Annotated in this window: 23 protein-coding genes; 11 read left to right on the top strand and 12 right to left on the bottom strand. The window is 62.2% G+C overall.

Annotation, left to right across the window (positions count from 1 at the left end):
* The first annotated feature begins 204 nt into the window (after window positions 1–204).
* Window positions 205–960 (top strand): hypothetical protein, encoded by a 756-nt coding sequence (locus tag CHB75_RS21395; RefSeq protein ID WP_141135126.1) that lies wholly within the window; start codon window positions 205–207, stop codon window positions 958–960.
* Window positions 961–1033: 73 nt separating this feature from the next.
* On the opposite strand, the gene CHB75_RS16110 is transcribed toward CHB75_RS21395, so the two are convergent.
* From CHB75_RS16110 to CHB75_RS16060, 11 genes are all read right to left on the bottom strand, one after another.
* Window positions 1034–2008, bottom strand: coding sequence for a cation diffusion facilitator family transporter (locus CHB75_RS16110; protein WP_089272337.1), 975 nt, complete (start codon window positions 2006–2008; stop codon window positions 1034–1036).
* A 135-nt stretch (window positions 2009–2143) separates the two neighbouring features.
* Complete coding sequence (locus CHB75_RS16105) at window positions 2144–3607, bottom strand: aldehyde dehydrogenase family protein (RefSeq protein WP_089272335.1); 1464 nt, start codon at window positions 3605–3607, stop codon at window positions 2144–2146.
* 154 nt (window positions 3608–3761) lie between these two features.
* Complete coding sequence (locus tag CHB75_RS16100; RefSeq protein WP_089272333.1) at window positions 3762–5264, bottom strand: amidase; 1503 nt, start codon at window positions 5262–5264, stop codon at window positions 3762–3764.
* A 21-nt stretch (window positions 5265–5285) separates the two neighbouring features.
* Entirely contained in the window at window positions 5286–6851 is a 1566-nt protein-coding gene (locus tag CHB75_RS16095; protein WP_089272331.1) for a gamma-glutamyltransferase, read from the bottom strand.
* A gap of 1 nt (window position 6852) precedes the next feature.
* Window positions 6853–7992 (bottom strand): M20/M25/M40 family metallo-hydrolase, encoded by a 1140-nt coding sequence (locus CHB75_RS16090; protein ID WP_089272329.1) that lies wholly within the window; start codon window positions 7990–7992, stop codon window positions 6853–6855.
* A gap of 90 nt (window positions 7993–8082) precedes the next feature.
* Window positions 8083–9258, bottom strand: a complete 1176-nt coding sequence (locus CHB75_RS16085) for a M20 aminoacylase family protein (RefSeq protein WP_089272327.1) — start codon at window positions 9256–9258, stop codon at window positions 8083–8085.
* Window positions 9255–10940, bottom strand: coding sequence for an ABC transporter ATP-binding protein (locus CHB75_RS16080; protein ID WP_089272325.1), 1686 nt, complete (start codon window positions 10938–10940; stop codon window positions 9255–9257). The genes CHB75_RS16085 and CHB75_RS16080 overlap by 4 nt, the downstream gene beginning before the upstream one ends.
* A 3-nt stretch (window positions 10941–10943) precedes the next feature.
* A complete protein-coding gene (locus CHB75_RS16075; protein ID WP_089272323.1) occupies window positions 10944–11831 on the bottom strand; it encodes an ABC transporter permease in 888 nt (295 codons plus the stop codon).
* 1 nt (window position 11832) lies between these two features.
* Window positions 11833–12774, bottom strand: coding sequence for an ABC transporter permease (locus CHB75_RS16070; protein WP_089272321.1), 942 nt, complete (start codon window positions 12772–12774; stop codon window positions 11833–11835).
* Window positions 12775–12901: 127 nt separating this feature from the next.
* Complete coding sequence (locus CHB75_RS16065; protein ID WP_089272319.1) at window positions 12902–14512, bottom strand: ABC transporter substrate-binding protein; 1611 nt, start codon at window positions 14510–14512, stop codon at window positions 12902–12904.
* A gap of 50 nt (window positions 14513–14562) precedes the next feature.
* Window positions 14563–16089 carry a M81 family metallopeptidase gene (locus CHB75_RS16060; protein WP_089272317.1) on the bottom strand — a complete coding sequence of 509 codons (1527 nt, stop codon included), beginning with the start codon at window positions 16087–16089 and terminating at the stop codon, window positions 14563–14565.
* A gap of 133 nt (window positions 16090–16222) precedes the next feature.
* On the opposite strand from CHB75_RS16060, the gene CHB75_RS16055 reads away from it, so the two are divergent.
* Complete coding sequence (locus CHB75_RS16055; RefSeq protein ID WP_089272315.1) at window positions 16223–17032, top strand: IclR family transcriptional regulator; 810 nt, start codon at window positions 16223–16225, stop codon at window positions 17030–17032.
* Window positions 17033–17160: 128 nt separating this feature from the next.
* Here CHB75_RS16055 and CHB75_RS16050 read toward each other — a convergent pair whose 3' ends face one another.
* Window positions 17161–17301: a hypothetical protein gene (locus CHB75_RS16050; RefSeq protein ID WP_245841024.1), complete on the bottom strand. Its 141-nt coding sequence runs from the start codon at window positions 17299–17301 to the stop codon at window positions 17161–17163.
* Between the two features lie 313 nt (window positions 17302–17614).
* On the opposite strand from CHB75_RS16050, the gene CHB75_RS16045 reads away from it, so the two are divergent.
* The 9 genes from CHB75_RS16045 to CHB75_RS16005 all read left to right on the top strand — a co-directional run bounded on the left by CHB75_RS16045 (window position 17615) and on the right by CHB75_RS16005 (window position 24468).
* Complete coding sequence (locus tag CHB75_RS16045; RefSeq protein ID WP_245841022.1) at window positions 17615–19165, top strand: sensor histidine kinase; 1551 nt, start codon at window positions 17615–17617, stop codon at window positions 19163–19165.
* 9 nt (window positions 19166–19174) lie between these two features.
* Window positions 19175–19861, top strand: coding sequence for a response regulator transcription factor (locus tag CHB75_RS16040; RefSeq protein WP_089272309.1), 687 nt, complete (start codon window positions 19175–19177; stop codon window positions 19859–19861).
* 114 nt (window positions 19862–19975) lie between these two features.
* The gene (gene pqqA / locus CHB75_RS16035; RefSeq protein ID WP_089272307.1) at window positions 19976–20071 is read left to right on the top strand and encodes a pyrroloquinoline quinone precursor peptide PqqA; all 96 of its coding nucleotides are present in this window, start codon (window positions 19976–19978) and stop codon (window positions 20069–20071) included.
* Between the two features lie 22 nt (window positions 20072–20093).
* Entirely contained in the window at window positions 20094–20990 is an 897-nt protein-coding gene (gene pqqB, locus CHB75_RS16030) for a pyrroloquinoline quinone biosynthesis protein PqqB (RefSeq protein WP_089272305.1), read from the top strand.
* A complete protein-coding gene (gene pqqC, locus CHB75_RS16025; RefSeq protein WP_089272303.1) occupies window positions 20987–21748 on the top strand; it encodes a pyrroloquinoline-quinone synthase PqqC in 762 nt (253 codons plus the stop codon). Before pqqB ends, pqqC begins: the two co-directional genes overlap by 4 nt.
* A complete protein-coding gene (gene pqqD, locus CHB75_RS16020) occupies window positions 21745–22023 on the top strand; it encodes a pyrroloquinoline quinone biosynthesis peptide chaperone PqqD (protein ID WP_089272301.1) in 279 nt (92 codons plus the stop codon). The genes pqqC and pqqD overlap by 4 nt, the downstream gene beginning before the upstream one ends.
* Window positions 22020–23129, top strand: a complete 1110-nt coding sequence (pqqE, locus tag CHB75_RS16015; RefSeq protein ID WP_089272299.1) for a pyrroloquinoline quinone biosynthesis protein PqqE — start codon at window positions 22020–22022, stop codon at window positions 23127–23129. Before pqqD ends, pqqE begins: the two co-directional genes overlap by 4 nt.
* Window positions 23130–23177: 48 nt before the next feature.
* Window positions 23178–23471 (top strand): hypothetical protein, encoded by a 294-nt coding sequence (locus CHB75_RS21735; RefSeq protein ID WP_089272297.1) that lies wholly within the window; start codon window positions 23178–23180, stop codon window positions 23469–23471.
* 109 nt (window positions 23472–23580) lie between these two features.
* Window positions 23581–24468 carry an NAD(P)-dependent oxidoreductase gene (locus CHB75_RS16005; RefSeq protein ID WP_089272295.1) on the top strand — a complete coding sequence of 296 codons (888 nt, stop codon included), beginning with the start codon at window positions 23581–23583 and terminating at the stop codon, window positions 24466–24468.
* Window positions 24469–24470 lie beyond the last annotated feature (2 nt).

Raw genomic sequence — 24470 nt, 5'->3', positions numbered from 1 at the left:
GAACAGCGATGAATTTGCGCTGCGCGCCAATCGATAACCCTGCTAATTCAATGGCTTGCCAGGCATAGAAAAAGGTTGGAGTTTGCCATACCATAGCGGATAATGGTTTTCAGTTGACAGATTAATACCAGAACCCTATCAAAATTTTGATAATAGCAATATTATTACAAAAGTAACTCCGAGGTTGGTATGATTAAAACTAGTATGCAGACACTTTGCGCTTTTTCCTTCTTGCTCTTGCCAATTCAGGCATCTGCCGCCACGCGGACTTTCAAGGCAGAAATAACACTTACCAGCAGTATTGCCGAACCGTGGACATACGATTTTATCGGTGCAAATATTGGCGATACAATAAATGCGTATTTCACATTGGACAGCGATGTCGCCACGTTTGACCGCTATGCAGCGGGCAGCACCAACTTTACTCCGCCATCATCGGGCACAACTTATGGCACTGGGATAGTGTCCGCATATTATCTCGATACGCCGGCCGGACGTCTGGGCTTTGAAGACACAGTAAACCCACCAGCCAAATTGCAAACTGAAGACCAAGATTTCATAGGTTTTTTCAACAAGAACGATAGCATCAGATTCTTGGCTACAACCTTTACTACGATTCCAATTGCTACTTGGAGCTTGTCGAGTAGATCGTGGACGACCAGCGGAGCAAATAATCTTGAACTTTGGGACCACGGTGATGCGATAACTGCTGATATCCTGAACACCATGAAATCCTATTTTTATTTGACTATACGAAAACCGATAGGATCCCCATCCGGGGTTATTACGTCTTCCACAGTTTCATATTCAGAGATAGACAGCATTCCTCTCTCCCCGGGTGCGTTTCTTGTAGGCAGCATCCCTGGCCCGTCCCCGGTTCCCTTGCCCGCGAGCCTGCCCGCTTTGTTGCTTAGCTTGGCGAGCTTCACTTTTTTCAAACGCAGAAAATCGGCGGCATAGACGGATCTGTCAGAAACTTGCGGCGCGTCGGATGATCTTTCCCCGCCTGCGGGAGCTATGCGTTGCCACTAGTTTATTTGGCTGAAGACTGCTCAAGCGAGCAACCCACATCGCCCTGCCCCACGTCGATCTCGATGGTGGAGTGGGCGATGCCGTAATCGCTGGCAAGCTGTGACTTGATCCCGCGCAGAACCTCGGCCGGATCAGCGGTATCCGTCAGCTGCACATCCATGGTCGCGGCGGGCTGTCCCGAGGTGATCGACCAGACATGCACGTGATCCACACGCAACAACCCCGGCACCGCCGCGACCAGCTTTTCCCGCAAGTCCGAAACCACGACATTGCCCGGCGCCCCCTCCATCAGCACGTTCAGCGACGCCTTGAGCAGTAGCCAGGCAGAGCGTAGGACAATAGCCGACAGAAGGACCGACAAGATCGGGTCGATGGGCGTCCAGCCGGTAAAGTAGATCGCGACGGCGGCTGCGATGGCGGCGACCGACCCCAGCAGATCGCCCATCACATGCACCATCGCGCCCTTGATGTTCACGTGATCGCGGTCACCCTTTTGCAGCATCCAGAACACGCCGGCATTCACCACCAGCCCCAGAACGGCGATGATCAGCATCGGGCCCGCCATGACCGGCTCAGGGTTCAGCAACCGCTGCACCGCCTCAAAGGCGATCCAGCCCACAAGCAGGATCAGCGTCACCGCATTGATGAACCCTGTCAGGATCTCAAAGCGCATGTAACCGAAGGTACGCCGTTCATCGCCTTTGCGACGGCCAAAGCGAAAGCCCGCCCAGGCCAGCGCCAGCGCCGCCGAATCCGTGAACATGTGGCCCGCATCGGCAATCAGCGCCAATGACCCGGACAGCAGCCCCCCGGCCAGTTCGGCCAGCATGAACCCGAAGGTCAGCAGGAACCCCACCAGCACCACACGTTCGTTGTTGCGGCTGACCTCGGGGGCATGGCTGTGCACACCGTCATGATCGTGGCACTTCTGATGGCCGTGATCATCGCCGTGGGAATGTCCGTGGTCGTGGGGCATGGGTCGTCCTTGTTTCAGTCCCCGGCGCTGCGGCGGGCACCTGCACACCTAATGCTTTTCCCGCCGATTCCAATCACGCCTGTCACAACAGCGCCGGGCACGGTCTGGTCAGCCGCTTGGCCAGACAGAACCCGATCACAGGTCGATCAGCACCGATTTCTTGCGCCGGTTGGCGTGATAGGCCTCGCGTCCCAGATCGTGGCCCAGACCGCTCGCCTTCCAGCCGTTGGTGGGCAGGATGTGATCGCGCGTGCGGCCATAGCGATTGACCCAGACGGTTCCGGCCTCAAGCCGACGGGTCAGGCGCATCGCACGGCTCAGGTCCCGGGTGAACAGCCCGGCACAAAGCCCATAGGTGGGATGGCTGGCAAGGGACATCGCCTCATCCTCGGACTCGAAGGTCTGGAAGGTGGCGACAGGGCCAAAGATTTCTTCCCGTATGGCGGGATTGTCTGAATCGACACCGGCGATCAGGGTCGGCTGATAAAAGCTGCCCTCATGGTCGAACCGCCCGCCGCCGCACAGCATCTCACCACCCTGCCCCGCTGCGGCCTGTACGATGCGATCGATCCGCACCAGCTGTGTTTCCGAAATGATCGGCGAAAAGGCGGCATCATCGGCAAAGGTATTCGCGGGCCGGTAACGCGCAAAACGGGCCTTCAGCTTGTCCGCCAGCTCATCGGCAATCTCGCGTGCGATAATCATCCGCGACCCTGCCACGCAGAACTGCCCGGCATTGGGCATGATCCCCTTTTCAAGCCCATCGGCGGCGACGTCCAGATCGGCATCGGCAAAGACCACCATGGGGCTCTTGCCGCCCAGTTCCAGCGTCATCGGCTTGATCCCGGTACGGGCGATGTTTTCCATGATCGCCCCGCCCGCGCGGGTTGACCCGGTGAACGACACCTTGTCGATGCCCGGGTGCCCCGTAATCGCCGTTCCGGTCACCGGGCCATCACCCAAAACCACGTTGATCAGGCCCGCAGGCATCCCGGCCCTTACAGAAAGTTCTGCCAGATACAGCGTCGAATAGGGCGTCATCTCGGATGGTTTCAACACCACCGCATTGCCCGCGGCCAGCGCCGGCCCCAGCTTCCAGGCCGCCATCGACATCGGGAAATTCCAGGGCGTTATTGCGCCGATCACGCCATAGGGTCCGTCCGCAATATAGGCGAAACTACTGTCGGCGACCGGGGCCAGAACGCCGCCCTCCTTGTCCGCGAATTCGGCGAAAAAGCGGATCTGTTCGGCGGTGGTGATCACGTCCCCCGCCAGCGCCTGTTTGTAGGGCCGCGACGAACAGACCGCTTCCAGCGCGGCCAGGGTTTGTGCCTCGGCCTCGATCAGGTCGGCCCATGCACACAGGGCGCGTAATCTGTCGCGCGGGGCCACACCGCCCCAGTTCGATTCCACCAGCGCCGCACGCGCCGTCTGCACCGCATGATCCACAAGCGCCGCATCCCCACAAGGAATGGAGCCAAGCACCTGCCCGGTCGACGGCGACCGGATCTCGATCGCGGCGGGCCCCGAGACGTAGGCGCCGCCGATAAAATGCGCGCCGGGCAGAGTGATATTGGCGGGGTCAAAGGCAAAAGACATCGGGAACCTCTTGGAGCATGGATTATGGACAGAATCGCCCGCTTTACGCGGAAATGATAGCCGAATGCCCCGACCCTGCGGCATTTTCAATCGCAGGACCATGGCCGATGATTGCCAATTCCGCCCGGCGGCAGCGGCGACCGGGCATCCAGCCCTAATTCTCCGGGTAAAACCCCAAGGCGTCGGATAGATTTGGGGCACGGCGCAGCGCGGCGATGTCCGGCCCACGGGGCGCCAGATCGGGCAGGCCCGCGATGATGGATTCCAGTTCTGCCGCGACGGCAAGGACTCCTGCGTCGTCGTGGCGCCGTCCGATGATCTGCAGGCCAAAGGGCACGCCGTTCGCATCCCGCCCGCAGGGAATGGTGATCGACGGGTGGCCCGGGATGGTCGAGGCATAGGCCAGGCCAAGCCAGTGATAATAGGTCCGGGTCGGCGCGCCGTCGATTTCTGTCGGGTAGAGTTCGTGCCAGTCGCGGGGAACCACTGTCGCGGTGGGGCAGATCAGGAAATCGCATGTCTCAAAAAACGCCTGCCAGCGCCGGTGATAGTCCCCCTGCATCGCCAGCGCCTGCGCCACGTCGGCCGCACTGTAACGGCGGCCTTCGGCAACGTTGTCGGTGACATTCGGCCCGACAAGGTGCGGCGTTTCATCGACAAACTTGGCGTGCGTGGCCAGAAACATCACCGCGCGGAGCACCGCGAAGATGCGGTCCGCATCGGTGCAATCGGGCGCGCGATCCTCGACATCTCCAAGGAACGGCAGAAGCGCGGCAAGCGCGGTGCGGAAATGGTTTCGCGTGGCGGCCTCGGTCGGGGCGAAACCGAAATCCTCAGTCACGGCGATGCGCAGACTGCCCAGATCAACCCGCTTGGGATTTGCAAAACCGGCAGGGTCCCAGGCCGTGCGCCCATCGACAACCATGGTGAACGGATCGCGGCGGTCAGGTGCGGCCATCACCGACAGCATCAGTCCGCAATCGGCAACACTGCGCGCCATCGGGCCAGATGTCGATTGCGGCAAGAGGCCCGTCACACGCCCGATGCCCGGAACCACGCCAAAGCTGGGCCGGAACCCCACGACACCGCAATAGGCGGCAGGCGTGCGCAGCGACCCGCCAAGGTCCGAACCCGAGGCAAGCGGCGCATAACCACAGGCCAGCGCCACCGCAGACCCGCCCGAGGACCCGCCACAGTTCCGGGTCAGATCATGGGGATTGGCCGTCGTGCCATAGACCCGGTTGCGGGTGTTGGCGCCGGCGCTCCATTCCGGGTTGTTGGTCTTGCCCATCGGCAGCGCCCCGGCGGCGCGCAGGCCCGCGACCAAAGCGTCGTCATGTGTCGGCACGTTGTCGCGAAAGATTTCCGAACCATAGGTGGTGGGCAGGCCCGCCACATCATTCATATCCTTGATCCCGACCGGAAGACCGTGCAGCGGGCCGAGCGGTTCGCCCGCAGCCTGCCGTGCATCCGCCTTGCGCGCGCCATCAAGCATCCCGTCGAAATCGCGGGCGACAAGGGCGTTCACGGCATGATCAACCGCCTCGACCCGGGCAATACATGCCTCGGCCAGTTCGGTGGCAGACAACTGGCGCCGCGCGATCAGGCGTCGGGCCTGCAGGGCGCCCAGATCGGCGGGGTTGGTGGCCTCAGTCATCTCGATCTCCTCAAAGGCAGGCTATACGGGTTCGGCAACGGCATCGCCCCATGCGGTCATGACCTCGGTCGCACCATAGCGTTTGTCACGAGTATCAAGCACCCCCGCCGGGCAGGCAAAGGGATAAGGCAGCAGGGACCGGCGAACTTCGGTCAGGGGCGCAACGGCCTCCAATGCCTTCATCACCGCAGGGGACAGGGCCGCATCTGCTGTGATGCCCTTGCCACCCGACACGTCGATCCGTGGCTGGTGAAAGGCCGTTTCCAGATCCATATCAAAATCGGCAAGGAACGACGCCAGCTGAACAACCGCGCCGACGATTTTGCGCCCGCCAGATGCCCCAAGGGCAAAGCGCTTGCCATTGGCCTCACCCAGCGCCGGGCAGACGTTCATCAGGCAAGGCTTGCCGGCGGCCAGCGAATTGGGCCGCCCCTGTTCCGGGTCGAACCACATGATGCCGTTGTTCATCAGGAACCCGGTCGAAGGTGAAACCACCCGTGACCCGAACAACGACAGCAGCGTCTGCGTATGCGCCACCATGTTGCCGTCCCGGTCCACGACCGAGAAATGGGTGGTACAGCCCGGGGTGGCAGGGTTTTCGCCGTCATGGCCCATGGACGCCAGCCGGTCACCGTAGGCGGCAAACATCGCCCGGGCATAGGCCGGATAGGCGTCATCCGGGGTGCGCAGATCTTCGCCCGCCAGATGCTCCATCGCGCGGGCAAAGGTCGGACCGGCGGTCAACCCCGGCATGACGTGGAACAGCGCATCGCGGTACGGCACGGACAGGGGTGCATGAAACTGCGCGCGGTTGGCGGCCAGATCCTCGGAAGTGAGGTAGCCGCCCTTGTCGCGCACGTCCTGCGCCATGGCCGCTCCCAGATCGCCACCATGCAGGGCGGCAGCGCCATCGCGGGCGAGGGTATCCAGGCTATCAGCCATCCGGGCCTGATTGATGCGGTCCGTGGCCAGCGCAGTCCATGAAAAGGGGCACGGCCACTGGCCATCCATCAGGAACATCGCGGCGGCATCGGGATCACGCGCAAGGTCACGGGTGGCCGAGGCGATGATGAGCGAGGCGTACCAGTCGATCGCCATTCCACGTTTCGCGTGTTCGATTGCGGGGGCCAGCAGTTCGGCCCAGGGCAGCCTGCCCCAGCGTTTGTGCGCGGCCGCGTGTCCGTCGACCATGGCCGGAACGGCGATGGCCTTGGCCCCCATGACATTGCGATCCTCGACCACGCGTTCCCATGGGAACAGGTCGCCCGCGACGCCTTCGCCTGACAGTGCGAAATCCCCGACCTGCAGCCCGGCGGGCGAACGCATGCCGAAATTCAGCGCATGCGCCTGCCCCGTGTCGGCGCGCCAGTGCATCGCCGCCCCGCCACCCGCAGGTCCGGACATCCAGGGTTCCAGCACACCGCAGACAAAACCACAGGCGACGGCCGCATCGACGGCATCACCGCCCGCGCGCAGCACCTCGGCCCCGGCCTCGGCGGCCTGCCGGTGCTGAGAGGCGACAACACCACGGTCGGTTTCCACCACGTGTTTATGGATCTGCATGGAACGGGACAGGGCGTCAGACATCTCAGGCCCCCAACCGGCAATAGAGCGCGGCGGCGAGTTTGGCGCGTTCCACCAGACTGTCCACGAAAATATGTTCGTTCAGCGTGTGCAGACCTTTGCCGCGCACCCCGATGGAATCCAGCGTCGGCAGGCCAAGGAAGCCGGTGAAATTGCCGTCCGATCCGCCACCCGCCGAGGCGCCTGACATCTCGAACCCGATCTCGCGGGAAATCTCTTGGGCCAGCGACAGCATTGCCATGGTGCCGGGCTGGTCCGGTTCCCAGACAGGGCGCGTGACGCCGCGCCTGACCTCCATCACCACATCGCCTTCGTCCGAGTTGAGCGCGAGCATCCTGGCGACACCTTCGTCCAGCAGTTCCTGCGTCTTGGCCATGGACAGCACCTCGGCATCGCAGACCGATGACACGCAGTTGACCCATAGCCCCGCGTTGAACACGCCAAGCGAGAAGGTGCAGTCGTCGCTGGTCATGCCTTCGATCACGGCCACACTTTTGGCCATCTCCGCAATGGCGGACCGCCCGTCCTTCAGCGCCCATCCGGCATGGCTGGGTTTGCCCCGGGTCTGCAGGTTGAAGCGCGCGATGGCATAGCGGCCGATCACGGCACCCCCATCGGGGCGCGCAGGTTCAGGGACAAGGATGTATTTGTGCCGCTTCGCCTCGGCTTCGATCAGGGCGCGGGTCGAGGGGGTTCCGATTTCTTCGTCGGGGGTGAAAAGGACCGTGACCGGCAGGGGCGTTTCCACGCCCGCCGCCAGCAGCTTGCGCAGGGCATCAAGGAAGACGTAGTTGCCGCCCTTCATATCCATGATGCCGGGGCCATAGCAGATATCACCGTCACGCCGGAACGGCAGCTTTGCCAGCGTGCCGACCGGGTGGACCGTATCCATATGCCCCAGCAGCAGGATACCGCCCTGCCCCGCCCGTGGATGCGGCATGGTTGCGCGGACGCTGTCGCCAAGCCCCATGCGGCCCGGGATACGTTCGACCCGGGCGCCAAGCGCGGCCAGTTCGTGCTGCACCAGATCCATCATGCGGTTGACTGCGGCGGCGTCGAACGTCGGGCTTTCTGTTTCGATCCAGGGCTTCAGCCCCGTCAGCATTTCGTCAGCGTCGAAAGGCAGGTCAAGCGGGTTGGTCATGAGGCGGCTCCTTTCCCGGCCTGCGTGCAGGGCCTGCCGGGGGATTTTGCGTATTTGGAAACAGAAGAAGCAGGGGTCGTGTCCCCGGCCCTAGGCGGCGCCCCCTATCGGCAGGCGCGTCTCGACGATGCGGGCATAGATCGAGGCGCCCACAGGCAGGATCGCATCGTCGAGCACAAAGGCAGGGTTGTGCAGCGGGATGCTGCCGGCATGACCCACGCGGCAATAGGCGCCGGGCACGACCTTGAGCATGTCGGCGAAATCCTCGGAACCCGTCGCCTGTTCGGTGGATTCCGACGCCATATCAGCGCCGACCACGCCCGCCGCAGCGGCAACATAGGCGGTGGTGAGGTCGGGATCGTTCATCAGCACATCAAAGACATTGCGCAGATCGACCGAGATTTCGACCCCGTAGGCCTGTGCCATCCCGGCGCAGAGTTCGCGGATACGCTGGTTTGCCATTTCCGACACTTCGGCGTGGAAATAACGGATCGTTCCCGCGATGGTCGCCGTGTCCGGCACCACGTTATAGGCCGATCCAGAGTTGAATTTCGTCACCGACAGGACGGCCGGTTTGGTGGGTGGGGTGTTGCGGCTGATGATCGTCTGCAACTGCTGCACCAGCGTGGTGCCGATAACGATGGCATCCCTGGACTGATGCGGCATGGCGGCGTGGCTGCCAGTGCCCTTGATCGTGATGTCAAAAAACGACGCCCCCGCCATCGCCGGGCCGGGGGTCACACTGACCACGCCGGGTTCGGAATTCGGATCGTTGTGCATTCCGTAGATTTCATCACAAGGGAATTTGTCGAACAGCCCCTCGGAGATCATGCGGCGTGCGCCGCCCAGACCCTCTTCGGCCGGTTGGAAAATCAGCACGACGGTGCCGTCAAAGTCGCGTGTATCGGCCAGATAGCGCGCCGCGCCCAGCAACATGGTTGTGTGCCCGTCATGGCCGCAGGCGTGCATGCGACCAAGGTTGGTCGAGGCGAAAGGAACGCCGGACGCCTCGTGGATCGGCAGGGCGTCCATATCGGCGCGCAGGCCGACGCGGCGATTGCCACCCCCCTGCCCCCGGATCAGCCCCACCACACCGGTGCCGCCGATGCCTTCGTGTACCTCGTCCACGCCATAGGCGCGCAGCTTTTCGGAAACGATCCCCGATGTGCGGATCTCTTCGAACCCCAGTTCTGGGTGGGCGTGAAAATCCTGACGGATCGCTGTTAGATCGTCGGCAAAAGCCTCGATTCCGGGGATGACGCTCATGCGGTGGCTCCTTGGTTGGCGGGCGCGCTGTCGAGCGCGCGGAAATTGGCAAAATCCCAGCGGCGACCCGGCGCCGCCTCGATCAGGTTTCGGGTATACTCATGCGTAGGGTTCGACAGGACCCCTCCTGCCGGGCCGTGTTCGACCACAAGACCCTTTTGCATCACCAGCACCTCGTCGCAGATCTGCGCCGCGACGCGCAGGTCGTGGGTGATGAACAGCATGGCAACGCCGAACTTTTCCTGAATGTCGTCAAGCAGGTCCAGCACCTGCGCCTGCACGCTCACATCCAGCGCCGATACGGCTTCGTCCGCGACCAGCAGGTCGGGCTTCATAGCGACGGCGCGGGCGATGGCGATGCGCTGACGCTGGCCACCGGAAAACTGGTGCGGATAACGGTCCAGCGCGTCGCGCGGCAGGTCCACCAACTCCATCAGCTCGGCGGCATGATCCATCGCCGCATCTCGGGGCGTGCCGAAATTGATCGGCCCCTCGCACAGGCTGCGCGCCACGGTCCAGCGCGGGTTGAGCGAGCGGTAGGGATCCTGAAACACGATCTGGAAATGCTTGCGATGCGGTTGCAGCTGGCGGCGTGACAGCTGGGCGATTTCGGTGCCCGCGACGGTGACCTTGCCTGCCGTTGGGTCTATCAGCCGCATGATACAGCGCGCCACGGTGGATTTACCCGAACCGGATTCCCCCACGATGCCCAGCGTGCGGCCCGGTGCAATCGTGAAATTCACGTCGCGCGCGGCCTTCACCCCTTCGGATTTGCGAAAGAAGCCACCACCGCCATAGGTCATGTCCAGCCCTGCAACGGTGATCACATCGCTTTTGGCGGACACCCCGCGTGACGGGCGCGGGGCAAGATTGGGAACAGCCTTCAACAGCTTTTTGGTATAGTCTTCCTTTGGATGGGTCAGCAGATCCCGGATCGGCGCGGATTCCACGATCCGGCCCTTTTGCATCACGCTGACCGTGTCGGCGATTTCGGCCACGACGCCCATGTCATGGGTGATGAACAGAACAGCGGTGCCGTGGCGTTCCTGCATTTCGGCGATCAGTTTCAGGATCTGCAACTGCGTCGTCACATCCAGCGCCGTTGTCGGTTCATCCGCGATAAGCAGATCGGGGTCGAGGATCAGCGCCATGGCGATCATGATGCGCTGGCGCTGTCCGCCCGAAAGCTGGTGCGGGAAGGCGGAATAGATGCGCTGCACGTCGGGCAGATGCACCTGTTCCATCATGTCGATGGTGCGCGCCTTGGCATCAGCGGTCGACAGGTCCGTGTGCATGTTCAGCACTTCTTCGATCTGTTCACCCACCCGCAGCACGGGGTTGAGCGCCGTCATCGGCTCCTGAAAGATCATCGCGATGCGGCGGGCACGCAATTCGCGCATCTGCGCGGGCCTTGCCGCGGTGATGTCGAACCCTTCAAGGTCGATCAGCCCGCTCTGGATTTCCAGCGCGTCCGGGGGCAGCAGACCCATCGCCGCCAGCGAGGTGACGGATTTACCCGACCCGGATTCCCCCACAAGGCAGTGCGTTTCACCCGCCCGGATATCAAGGTCGATCCCGTCAAGCACCGGTGCCGCCTTCGGACGCCCGGTCAGGCCCACATTCAACTTGCGGATCTTGAGGATGCGCTTCGCCGCGCTGAAGTCTCTGGATTTGAACTCCATCGCTCAGCCCTCCCGCTTTTTCATGCGTGGGTCGAGCAGATCGCGCGCCGTGTCACCCAGCAGGTTGATCGACAGGATGCACAACGACAGCAGCAGCCCCGGCCAGAAGATCAGCCCCGGCTTGATCTGAAAATAAACGCGACCCTCGGCCATGATGTTGCCCCATGTCGGGATCTCGGTCGAAACACCCGCCCCGAGAAACGACAGGATCGCTTCGATCAAAATGGCAGAGGCGCAGATATAGGTGCCCTGCACGATCAGCGGCGCAAAGGTGTTGGGCATCAGATGCTGGATCAGGATCTTTGGCATCGACGATCCCAGCGCGATGGCAGCCTCGACATAGGGTTCTTCACGCGCGGACAGGACGACGGACCGGACAAGGCGCACGACGCGCGGCACCTCTGGCACCGTGATCGCGATGATGACCGAAGACAGGCTTGGCTCGTTCAGCGCCACCAGCGCGATGGCCAGGAGGATCGCCGGGATCGCCATGAGGCTGTCCATGATCCGCATGATCACGCCATCGGCCACCCGGAAGAACCCGGCAACAAGGCCGATCATCAGGCCGACCGCAACGCTGACCACCGCCGCGCCGATGCCGATCAGCAGGGAAACGCGTCCGCCGGTCATCACACGGCTGAACGTGTCGCGACCGTAAGGATCAGTGCCCAGAAGATGCGCCTCGGACGGGGGTTTGAGCCGGGCCATGGCATCCATCGAAAGCGGGTCATAGGGCACATATAGCGGGGCAAGCACTGCGGCGAGCACGATGACCACAAGGATCACCGCCGCGATCATCGGGCCGATACCGATGCGCGCACCCGCAGGCAGGGAAAACAGACCGGTCAGCACCTGAAAGGCGCTGTGTCGCGATGTTGGGATCTCAGTCATGTCAGTAGCGGATCCTTGGATCGAAGAAGGAATATGAGACGTCGACAAGCAGGTTCACAAAGACGTAGATGCCCGCCGTCAGCAGGATCATCGCCTGGATCACCGGATAATCGCGCGCGAGGATCGCATCGACCGTCAGCCGCCCGATGCCGGGAATGTTGAACACCGACTCGGTCACCACCACGCCGGAAATCAGCAGCGCAAAGCCGGTGCCGATGATCGTCAGGATCGGCACCGCGGCATTACGCAGGGCATGGCGGAACAGCACGACGTTTTCGCGCACGCCCTTGGCGCGGGCGGTGCGGATGTAATCCTCGCCCAGGACCTCAAGCATGGAGGCGCGCGTCATCCGCGCGATCAGCGCGATGTAGATCGTGGCGAGCGTGAGCGACGGCAGGATCGCGCGGCTGAAGAAGGCACCAAACCCTTCGGCGGGCGATTTGTAGCCCTGCACCGGGACCCAGCGCAGATCGATCGCAAAGATCTGGATCAGGATGTAGCCGATGACAAAGACCGGCACGGAAAAGCCTAGGACCGAGAATGACATAACAAGGAAATCGACCCAGGTGCGGTGGCGCCATGCGGCGATCACCCCCATCGGAACGGCCATAGCGACCGAAATCACGATGGTCATCAGCGCGATATTGATGGTCGGGCCCAGCCGGTCGGCCAGCATGCCCGCGACGGATGTGTTGGACAGCAGCGACACACCCAGATCGCCGCGCAGCAACTGGCCCATCCAGGTGAAGAACTGCGTCAGCAGCGGATCGTTCAGGCCCAGCCTGTCGCGGATGCGCTCAAGCTGAGCTGGTGTGGCAGCGTCCCCGGCCAGAATAGCTGCCGGATCGCCCGGCGTGAGGCGCAGCAGCAGGAACACGAAGATGGCAACAATCACCATCACCGGGATCGTCGCCAGCACACGCTTGAGGATGTAGAGGAACATGCTCTGGGCACTCCTTGACGGGGGTCGGGCCTTGACGGGGGACGACGTGATTTCGGAACGTCAGTCGGGGTGGTTCAGCGCGCAGGCGCGGGGTGGAGGGCGCAGATGGCGCGCCCTCCGATGCGGATCACTCCGCTGCTTTGGTCACGTTCCAGAAGACCGGAACCGGCGACGGGATCATGTTCTGCAGGGTGTTCCGGCGCGCCTGAGGGATCAGGTATTCGCCCATCATGATGTAGTTCACGTTGTCCATCACGTGTTCCTGGATCTTGACGGCCACCTCTTTCTGGGTCGCGGCATCCTTGGCGGCAACGAAATCGGCGCGCAGCTCTTCGATCTCGGGATCTGTGGGCCAGCCGAACCATGCGTCGTCGCCGCGTCCGTTGACCATCACGTTGATCAGCGGATCAGACACTTCGGGGACCATCCAGTTGGTGAAGAACATGTTCCAACCACCTTCGGACACCGGGCTTTGCTGGGCGCGGCGCTGAACGACCGACTGCCAGTCCATCGACTGCATATCGACCTCGAACCCTGCTTCGCGCAGCGCCTGTGCGGCCACGACCGGCTGGTTGATCAGGCTGGTCACATCCGTCGGCGCCATCAGCACGATGGGTGTGCCGTCATATCCGGCCTCTTCCAGCAGGGCCTTGGCCTTTTCGATATTCGCGCCACCGGTCACGAGTTCCGAACCGGATTCGTCACCCAGCGGTGTGGAGCAGCCAAAGATCGCGCCGCAAACGTTGTAATATGCGGGGTCGCCCTGCATCGTCGCCAGCATGGATTCCTGATCCAGTGCGGCCATCGCAGCCTGACGGATCAGTTTGTTGTCAAACGGAGGGTGGAGGAAGTTCGGCCGCCCGATGGTCACATAACCCAGCTCATCGCGCTTTTCGACGGTGACATCCGGGTTGCTTTGCAGGATCGGCAGCAGGTCGATCTGCACCTGCTCAAGATAGTCGATCTCGCCCGCTGACAGCGCGTTGATCGCAGTCAGGGCATCCGGCATCGTCGTCCAGACAACCTTGTCCACGGTCACGACCTTGCCACCGGCCATCCAGGACGCCGGTTCGTCGCGCGGCACGTAGCCGTCGAACTTGTCATAGGTCACGTTCACGCCGGGTTCGTATTCCGCTTCGTTGAACACAAAGGGGCCGGAGCCTACATATTCGGTGATCGTCTCGTCCGAAGACGTCGCCGCCACACGCGCGGGCATGATGAAGGGCGGAACGGCGGACTGCTTGGAAATCACGTCCAGCAGCGGCGCGAACGGTTCGGTCAGGGTCCAGACGATGGTTTTCTCGTCCGGGGATTCGAGGCTTGCGGTCACGTCAAAGATCAGCTGACCACCGGAATCACGCTTGCCCCAGCGGCTGAGCGAGGCAACCACATCGGCACCTGTCACCGGCGCGCCGTCGTGGAACATCAGCCCGTCACGCAGGGTGAACGTATAGGTCAGGCCATCCTCGGAAATCTCCCAGCTTGCCATCTGCGGCTGCGGCGCGAAATCGGCGTCGACCGCCGTCAGCACGTCATAGATCATGTAGCCGTGGTCGCGCGTGATATGTGCGGTCGTGATAACCGGGTCAAGGACACGCAGGCCCGAGTGCATCACGGCGGTGATGGTGCTTGTGTCCTCTTGTGCCGACAGGGCGACGGGCGCAAGCAGCGCGGTCCCGGTCAGCAGCGCGGCGGCAAGGCCGCGGGTTTCTTTCAGTGCGGATCTCAAGGTCAGCATTTGTGTTTCCCATGTTGGTTGTCGTTTTGATGGTATTGGACCGCGCCGGTTTAACCGCCGGGGTCAGGGCGCACCCCTTTGGCACGCGCAGTCCCAAAGGCGGGACCGTTGGGGGATAGCCGCAAACCCGGATTCAGCCGTGTGAACGGCAGGTCGGCGGGGTTGAACGGCATCGGGCCGGGCGCGCAGGCCACAAGGATATCGCGCGCGATCGGCGCGAAATCCGCCCGGAAATGGGTCGAGCTTTTCACCACAAGGATATCCTGATCCTCGGGGCCGATGCCCACAAAACGGAACATCTCGCGGTCGGCCATCTGCGCGATGCGGCTGGTGACGACGACGCGCACACCGCCGATCCGCAGGCAGGCAGAAGGGCCAAGGTCCAGACGGGTGCCGCCATAGTAAGGGCCGGTCGCACTCAGCTTGCCGGTTGAGAGTGCTTCGACCACGGCATCGACCTCGACCGGCGCGTCGTCGGGCAGCCCGGGGTGACCGCCAATGCGGAACCGGGCGATGGCCCCCTGCCCTGCGTCATGTGCCTGTTGCGCGGTAACTGGGTCGACGATCAGACCGATGGCAGCCTTTTGCGCATCCGCGTCCAGCAGGGCGCGCAGCATTCCCGTGGTGGCGGAAACGCCCCCGGCCCCGGGATTGTCCTGCGTATCGGCAATGACCACTGGTCCCCTGCCCTCTTGCTGCGCCAGCAGTGCGGCCTGTTCAACCGCTTCGGCGGGGGTATAGGTCAGATTGTCAAACTCTGGTTCCGCAGCCTCATAGGCGGCGGCAATCGCGTCGGCCGCGCGGTTCGCTGCCTCCTGCGTTTCGGCGAATGTGATGGCGGTCGGCCCACAATCGGGAATATCCGCCGCCGGAAACCCCATGAACAACGATGCGGTCAGAACATCCGCAGTGGCCAGCCCGGCATAGAGCCGATCCGCTGGCGCCATATCCGTGGTCTGAAACGGGATCGGCACAAGGTAGGACATGCGCCGGAACGCCTTGGCCGGGCGCGTGCCGGTGGTCATGATGCCGTCCAGCAGGCGCGCGGCAGCGGCCCCGGTGGCCGCCATGTCCACATGCGGATAGGTGCGAAAACCCACCAGAACATCGACAAGGCTGACAAACTGCTCAGAGATGTTGCCATGCAGGTCCAGCGCCGCAGCGATGGGCATGTCCGGCCCGACGGCTGCGCGGACGCGCCGGGCAATCTCTTCTTCTCCGTCGTCAAGATGTTCGGCAACCATGGCGCCGTGCAGATCCAGGAACACCCCGTCAAGCGGCCCTGCCCCGGCGACACCGGCCACGATTTCATCGGCTATCTGCTCGAACGCGTCACGTGTCACATGGGCGGAGGGGATCGCCCCGGCCCAAAGCACCGGCACCACGTCCCAACCAAGATCGTCCGACACCGACAGCGCACCCGAAATGCCAAGGTTCACGCCACGCGCCGCGTCGATCATTGCCGGTCCGCGCGTCATGGGAATGTAGCCGCCGCCAAACTGGAAGGCTGGGAAATCCGCCCGCGCCGGGGCGAATGTATTTGTTTCGTGAAGAAAGCCAGCCAGGGCGACTCTCATACAGACCTCTCAGTCGAATTTCGATCTTGGCCGGTTTGGGGAAGATCATTCTTGCGTATCGCTAGTCGATATATTTATATCGCTGACAGATCATACGAACCCATTTCAAGATTAGTCAAGTCAGAGGTTTTCAGTGCCCAGCATTCTTCGAGCCGAGTCCCCCAGACCGACCAATTTTCAGGCAGAGGATGACCGGCTCTTTGTCCGCTCCGCCGCCCGGGCCATGCAGGTGCTCAGCGCCTTCCATCAGGCAAGCGGCCCGCTCAGCCTTTCGGAGATTGCCACGCGCGCCGGGATCGACCGGTCGGCGGCGCAGCGTCTTGTGCATACGCTGACGGTTCTTGGCTATGTGCGGCGCAGCGCGGATGATCGCGGGTATCTGCCCGGCATCAGGCTACTGGATCACACGCTGGACCTGTTGCGTCTGGATCCCGTTGTGCAAAAGGCGACGCCGGTTCTGCTTGAACTGCGCAAGACGATCCGCGAACGGGTCGATTTCAGCCTCTATGACGAAACCCGCCTGATCTATGCGCTGCGGATGCAAAGCAAGCGCGAAACCTTTTATGCGACCCTTGTTGGCCACAGCGTCCCGACCTACTGCACCGGTGGTGGCCGTGCCGTTCTTGCCGCGCTGCCCGAGGCCGAGGCCCGCGAGATCATAATGAGCGCACCGCTGCAAAAATACACATCCAGGACCGAGACGGATCCCGACGCGGTAATGGCCCTTGTGCGACAGGCGCGAACCGACGGTTATGCCGTCGTGATAGACGAATTCGTGCAGGGCGAGGTGGCGATCGGCGTCGCGGTCACCCGGCGCGATGGAATGCCGCTGGGCGCGATCCACGTCGCCGGATCACTGTCCGAATGGACGCCCGAGGATTTCGTCAGGCAGGCGGCCCCGCTGGCAACAGAAGCCGCGCGGGCCATCAACGGCAGCCTGTAAGCTCGGCCCAGATGTCAGCACGCGCCCCGAATGCGTATCAGATGCCACGACAGCAGGTGGCAATTGGATATGCCAGCCCGGAAGCCGCAGCATTCAGTATCAATTCATACAAGGCCGCGTAATGCGCATCAGGCCTCGACCTCGGCGGATCGCAGCATCTGGCATTTCCAACGGGCAACCTGCCAGTTGGGATGTTCATTCGCCCATTTGGCGAGCTCAGGCTGTGCGCCCATCATGCAAGTCATCGGTGTGATGTCTGTAAACAACATGCTGCGATCCTGACAGTCCGTCGGGGACACGCTCAGGCAAGTAACAAAAAACAGCTCTATCATGGCATCCTCTTGTCAAGTCAATCAATGGTCGTAGTGCACTATTGAAATACAAAGAGGTAAATGTCTGTATAACTCGCCGGAACTCGGGGGCCGCTATATGCGACGCCCCAGATTTTGGCGCACTTATTGTGCATACGCCAAAGAAGTGGGCAAAAATCGAATGTCTGCCCCTGAAAATCAGCCAATACCCTCAGATTATTTCAAAACAAAACGAGTTTTATCGCTGCGGGCGCGGCTGGGGCTTGGGGCCTTGTTGCTGGGTTTGGCGGCGCTGGCGACCACTGCACTGATCGTGATCGGCATGGAGCGGGTATCCGCGCGAATCGACGCATCTCTGGCCGCTGAGAAGCGAATCGAGCGGTATTCGGTCCTGTCGACCCAGGTGTCGACGTTCATCGTCGTCGCCGCCGAAGCGATCCAGTCGATCCTGCCGATCGAAGAACGCACGGCCCGGCTGGACAGCATCACCAGAAACGTCACGCTTACATTTTCCCATCTGCGTGAGGATCTAGAGGCGGCGGTGGAAGAGGCCCGTGCCCTGGGGCTGGACGAACAGTCGCGCCGCGCCACGCAGAGCATCGGCATTGCGCGAATGGAAGCCTTGTTCCTTTCCACCCGCGATGCATTTCTGTCCCCGGCGGCAGACCGGGAACGGTTGCAAGGCTACATCGACATCTTTGCGATCGGGTTCGACCCCCTGCTGAACAGCGTGATCACCAACGAAGTGCGCGCGCGCAACGATATCCTGTCGGGTATCGAAGATCTGCGTCGCAGGCTGACATGGATCGCGTTTGGCATCGCCACCGCGACCCTGTTGCTTATGACGGGGTTCTACCTCGGGCTTGTTCGGCCGCAATTTGAGCGGTTGAATCTGTTGCGCGACGCGGCCCGTAAGATCGGGCAGGAGGATTTCGCCATCGCCCTGCCCGACAGTCAGACGGATGAAATCGGGCAACTTTTCAACGAAACCAACCGGATGGCGGGCGCGCTTGCGCAGCGCAAGGCAGCGGTGGATGAGGAATGGACCCGTCTGAACGCAACCATCGCCGAACGCACCGAGGCGTTGCGCGCGGCCAATGCCGAACTGGCCCGGACGGACGAGAACCGCCGCCGCTTTTTCGCCGATATCAGCCACGAATTGCGGACGCCGCTGACTGTCATTCTGATGGAGGCGCAGCTCGGATTGAAGGTTCCTGCCGGTGCGGACCCGTCGCATGTGGCCTCCTTTGAAACGATCCAGAACCGGGCGCTGCGGCTGAACCGGCGGATTGACGATCTGTTGCGGATTGCACGCTCTGAAACCGGGCAGCTTGCCCTGTCTGCCGCGCGCTTTGATCTGGGCGAGGTCATGCGCGAGGCCGCCGAGGATACAAGCGCCGAGGTCCGCAGCGCGGGCATGACACTGACCTGTGCGCCCCCTGCCCCACTGTTTGTGATCGGGGACCCGAACTGGGTGCGCCAGGTTGTGACGGGGTTGGTCCAGAACGCCGTGCGCCATGCCCGTGCGGGGGGCCGCATTGATCTGCACACCGGACAGGCGGACGGCATGGGTCTGATCCACGTCACCGATAATGGCCCCGGCATTGCCGCCGAGGATCAGGCCACAGTTTTTGAACGCTTTGGGCAGGGGCGCAGCGGTGCCAAGGCAGAAGGGTTCGGCATTGGTCTGGCGCTGGCAAAATGGGTGGTCGAACAGCAGGGCGGCACCATCGCGGTTAACAGCCCGCTGCCCCGCGCCGATGCACTCGGCGTGGCACCCGGGACAAAAGTCACGGTGGGCTTGCCTCTGGACGCGGCCTAGGGTCACCGGATGAGCACCCCGACCCGCATCCTGATTGTTGATGACGACCCCGAGATCACCTCGGCGCTGGCGCGGGGGCTGGCGCTGCACGGCTATGATACGGTGACCGAGCATCGAGTTGATTCCGCAATGAAATTGTTGCGCGAAGATCCTTTTGGCGCCGCGATCATTGATGTGATGATCGGCGCGGACAGCGGCATCGATCTGGTGCGCGCATTGCGGGGCGAAGGGATCGGCTTGCCCATCGTGATGCTTTCGGCCCTGTCCGAGGTGGATGATCGCGCCCGGGGCCTTGAGGCCGGGGCCGACGACTATATCGTCAAGCCATTCTCGTTCGATGAGCTGGTGGCACGGCTGAAGGTACAGGAACGCCGCGCGCACAGCGAAAAACCGCGCCGCGCCAGGCTGGACCCGGCAACCCGCAAGGTGATCTGTTCAACGCGGGAAGTGGTGCTGACAGAGCGGGAATTCGGCCTGCTGCAGCTGCTTGCCCGCCACGCCGGAGAGGCGCAGTCACGCGGCCGGATTTTTGATGCACTGTGGGCCGGGGAAGGTACCAGTTCGGAAAATGTCGTGGACGTCTATCTTGGCTACCTGCGACGCAAGCTCGACCCGTCAGCCGACTTCGGATTCGAGATCAAGACGCTGCGCAACCGTGGTTTCATGCTGGATGGCACCGCGCCAGATTTGGATTAATGCATTGATACAAAACGATTTTTATTTTTTCTTAGAACATAAGAATTGCCTGGAATCGCAACATGGCCCAGCCTTCGAAGGTGTTCACGTAACAAATCCTGAGGAGGAAATATCATGGCTTGGGCAAAACCCATCATCCGCGAAATCGAGTGCGGCATGGAAATCAACATGTACGGACCTGACGCAGACGACGCCGGCGTCCTGTTCTGAAAATCAGCGCGCGGAGGGTTGAATGACATTCCGCGCGCGCATCCTAGGGGCAGCTGCCGGTGGCGGACTGCCCCAATGGAATTGCGGTTGCAAGAACTGCAACCTTGCCCGAGCGGGCAAGATTCCCGCACAAACCCAATCCTCACTGGCGGTCAGCGCCAATGGAGTCGATTGGGCCATCCTCAACGCTTCGCCCGATATTCGCCAGCAAATGGCCGACTGTCCTGCCCTGCATCCGACGGGCCTGCGCGAGATGCCGCTGCGCTCTGTCCTGCTGACCAATGGTGACATCGACCATGTGGCGGGTTTGTTGACCCTGCGGGAAATGCAGCCCTTTACCGTTTTCGCAACGCCCGGCATTCACGAAGTGCTGGACGCAAACCCGATTTTTGCAGCGCTTAATGAAAAGGTGGTTAACCGTACGACCATCGCGCTGAATCACCCGGCCGAGATCGCGCCTGGATTGACGGCAACCCTGTTCCCCGTACCCGGCAAGGTGCCGCTGTATCTGGAGGGCGAGACCGTGCAGACCGACCTGATCGGCGATCAGACCGTCGGCGTGCATCTGCAGGCGGGCGACACGGACGCCTATTATATCCCTGGGTGCGCCATGCTGAACGATGACCTGCGCGCGCGTCTGAACGGCGCGGCTTTGGTGTTTTTCGACGGCACGCTGTGGCAGGATGACGAGATGGTTCTGGCGGGGTTGGGATCCAAGACCGGCAAGCGCATGGGGCACATGTCAATGAGCGGGCCGGACGGGTCGATCGCCGCCTTTGAACAGCTGGACGTGGGCCGCAAGGTCTTTGTCCACATGAACAACACCAACCCTGTGCTTCGGCCCGATTCGAGCCAACGCGCCAGCGCCGAAGCGGCGGGATGGACCATCGGACAGGACGGAATGGAGATCACCACATGACCCAGAGCCGCGAAGATTTTGAAGCCCGCCTGCGCCAGATCGGTGCCGAGCGTTATCACGACAAGCATCCGTTTCACCACCTGCTGCACGGTGGCAACTGCACCCCCGATCAGGTGCGCGCCTGGGTGATAAACCGCTACTATTACCAGCATTCGATCCCGATGAAGGACGCGGCATTCATGTCCCGCGTCGAAGACCCCAAGCTGCGCAAGATCTGGCGGAGCCGGATCGAGGATCATGACGGCACCGACACCAACGAAGGCGGCATTCAGCGCTGGCTGCGGCTGGCCGAAGCCGTGGGGCTGGACCGTGACTATGTCGCCTCGACCAAGGGCGTGCTGCCCGCGACAAAATTCGCCGTTGATGCCTATGTCCGCTATGTGCGCGACAAGTCCCTGCTCGAAGCCGTGGCCGCATCCCTGACCGAATTGTTTGCGCCGCAGATCCACAAGGATCGGATTGCCGGGTTGCTGCAAAACTATGATTTTGCGGATGATTCCTCACTCTCATATTTCCAGAACCGCCTGAAGGAGGCCCCCAAGGACGTGGCCTTTGGCTTGGCCTGGGTGCTGGATCAGGCGGACACGCAGGAAAAGCAGGACGCTGCGGCAAAGGCGCTGGAGTTCAAGACGGATGTGCTTTGGTCCCAGCTTGATGCGCTTTATTCGGCCTATGTGGCCCCGGCCCGCATTCCGCCGGGCGCGTGGCAGCCGCATGAGGGTCTGGCAGTCGCCGCCAAGACGGCAAAGGCGTCATGATCACCGCGGACGACATACCCTTTCTGCCCCGCGGCGTGCGGGTGCACCGTGACCGTGTGCGGGACGCCTGGGTGCTGCTTGCGCCCGAACGCGCCATCACGCTGGACACCATCGGCCACGCCATCCTGACCGAGATCGACGGGCAGCGCAGCTTTGGCGAGATCACGGCCGCACTGGCCGCTAAATACAACGCCCCCGCCGAGGATATCGCCAAGGATTCCGCTGGCTTCCTGGGTGCCCTGCGGGACAGGCGTTTTCTGGAGGTTCAGCCATGACCGCCCGCCCCCCAATCGCCATGCTGGCCGAGCTGACGCACCGTTGCCCGTTGTCCTGCCCCTATTGTTCGAACCCGTTGGAACTGGCCCGGATTGATCAGGAAATCGACACGGAAACGTGGAAATCGGTGTTCCGTCAGGCCGCCGATCTGGGTGTTTTGCAGCTGCATCTGTCCGGGGGGGAACCTGCATCGCGCCGGGATCTTGTGGAACTGGTGCAGGCGGCCCGGGATGCAGGGTTGTATATCAACCTGATTACGTCCGGGATCGGGTTGTCCGAGCGGCGTCTGAACGAACTGGATGCGGCGGGGCTGGATCACATCCAGCTGTCGCTTCAGGGAACCGATGCCGAGATGGCCGACCAGATCGGCGGCTACAAGGGCGGATTCAAGCGCAAGATGCAGGTCGCCGAGTGGATCAAGGCCATCGGATTCCCGCTGACACTGAACGCTGTGCTGCACCGCCGAAATCTGCACCAACTGCCGAGAGCCATTGAAATGGCTTTGGAAATGGGCGCGCGGCGGATCGAGGTGGCGACGGTGCAGTTCCACGGCTGGGCGCTGAAAAACCGTGATACGCTGATGCCGACACGCGAACAGGCGCGCGAGGCGGATACCATCGTGATCGAGGCCCGTGCGCGGCTGAGGGGCAAGCTGGTCATTGATTATGTGCCTGCGGATTACCATTCGGATTATCCCAAACGCTGCATGGGGGGCTGGGGAACCACCGGCCTGAACGTGACGCCAGAGGGGAAAGTGCTGCCGTGCCACGCGGCAGAGACCATTCCACATCTGGTGTTTGATAACGTGAAGGAAACCCCCCTTCACAAGATATGGTATGAAGGGTCTGCCTTTCAGGCCTATCGTGGGACCGACTGGATGCAGGATCCCTGCAAGAGTTGCGAACGCAAGACGGTCGATTTTGGCGGCTGCCGCTGTCAGGCGATGGCCATTGTCGGCGATGCCAACGCGGTCGATCCGGTGTGCATAAAATCGCCGCATCACGGTGCCTTGCAGGTTCAGGCGGATGCCCATGCGTGCGCCGAAGGTCAGGATCTGATCTATCGATCTGCGCCCGGAAAACCGGTTCCCGAGACGGTCGAGTAGCCGACCTGCTGCCCCAAAAGCGGCGTATGGAGTGCGTATGGTTTCCGTATGGAAAGCGTATGGCTGCTGTATGGCTGGGCGACAGGCAAAAGGCTGGTGTCGCAAAGGTTCTGGGGAAACGAGATCAGGTTTCAGCTGGCGACATTTACCCTGCGAGGTGGCCGAACTGCGCGAAGCGGGACAGTCGTGACGGGAGTTGAAGACTGCGCCGATCCGATGGTCGAAGGCCGTGAACCGGCAGATCTGAACCTCAGGGATATTGCGGACAGAGCGGCGCGCAGGCGTGATCGCGATGTCGCAGACCAGAAGCAGGCCGGGCATCTGGCTGCCGCCGCGATTTGAATTGCTGTAGTCCCTTAAAAATCACTGCCGCTTGCATAAGAACAGTCTATAGCGACTGGCCTGCTGGTGGGGCATCTGCCATCTTTGGGCCAGCCTGAGGGGGGATGAAATGACTGGATCGACCAACCGACCTGATCACGTGGCATTTGTGGGATTTGGCGAGGCGGGAACGGCCTTTGCGACCGGGTGGAACGATGCCCGCCCGGGTGATCTGCGCGCCTATGACATCAAGACGGACATGCCGGAAACGCGTCAGGCGCTGTTGGACCGCTATGGCAGTCACGCGGTCAACGGACAGGACAGGCTGGCCGCAGCGTTAGACGGGGTGGAGGCAGTATTCTGCGTTGTCACCGCCGATCAGGCCTATGCCGCCGCGCAGGCCGCGGCGCCGCTGATCGCACCGGGCACGGTCTGGTTTGACTGCAATTCCTGCGCGCCCGGGACGAAGCGCCGCTCGGCCGAGGTGATCGGCGCCGCTGGCGGGCGATATGTCGATGTGGCGGTGATGGCGCCGGTCTATCCCAAACGCCATCACGTACCGCTTTTGATTGCCGGCCCTCATGTCGAGGCCGCCGAGGCCATCCTGAAGGCGCTGGACATGAAGCCCAAACCCGCCGGGGACGAAGTTGGTCGCGCCTCATCGATCAAGATGCTGCGGTCCGTGATGATCAAGGGGATGGAGGCGCTGACGGCTGAATGTTTCCTTGCTGCCCGCCGCGCCGGGGTCGAAGACGAAGTGATCGGTTCGCTCGAAGCATCGGACCCGGACATCAAATGGCGGACGCGCGGCACCTACAACCTGGAACGGATGATGGTCCACGGTGCCCGTCGCGCCGCCGAGATGAAGGAAGTCGCCATCACTGTCGACGAGCTGGGGCTGGGCGGGCACATGGCCGCCGCTGCTGCCGTCTGGCAGGAGATGATTTCGGATCTTGGGGCCGATCCGGGCGAGGATGATCTTTATAAGCGGGCCGATCTGATCCTGTCGCGTCTCTGACG

The sequence above is a fragment of the Puniceibacterium sediminis genome (assembly GCF_900188035.1).
In the GTDB taxonomy this organism is placed as follows: Bacteria; Pseudomonadota; Alphaproteobacteria; order Rhodobacterales; family Rhodobacteraceae; genus Puniceibacterium; species Puniceibacterium sediminis.
Note: the sequence above shows the minus strand (reverse complement) of the source record. Positions and strands in the feature narration are given on the sequence as shown.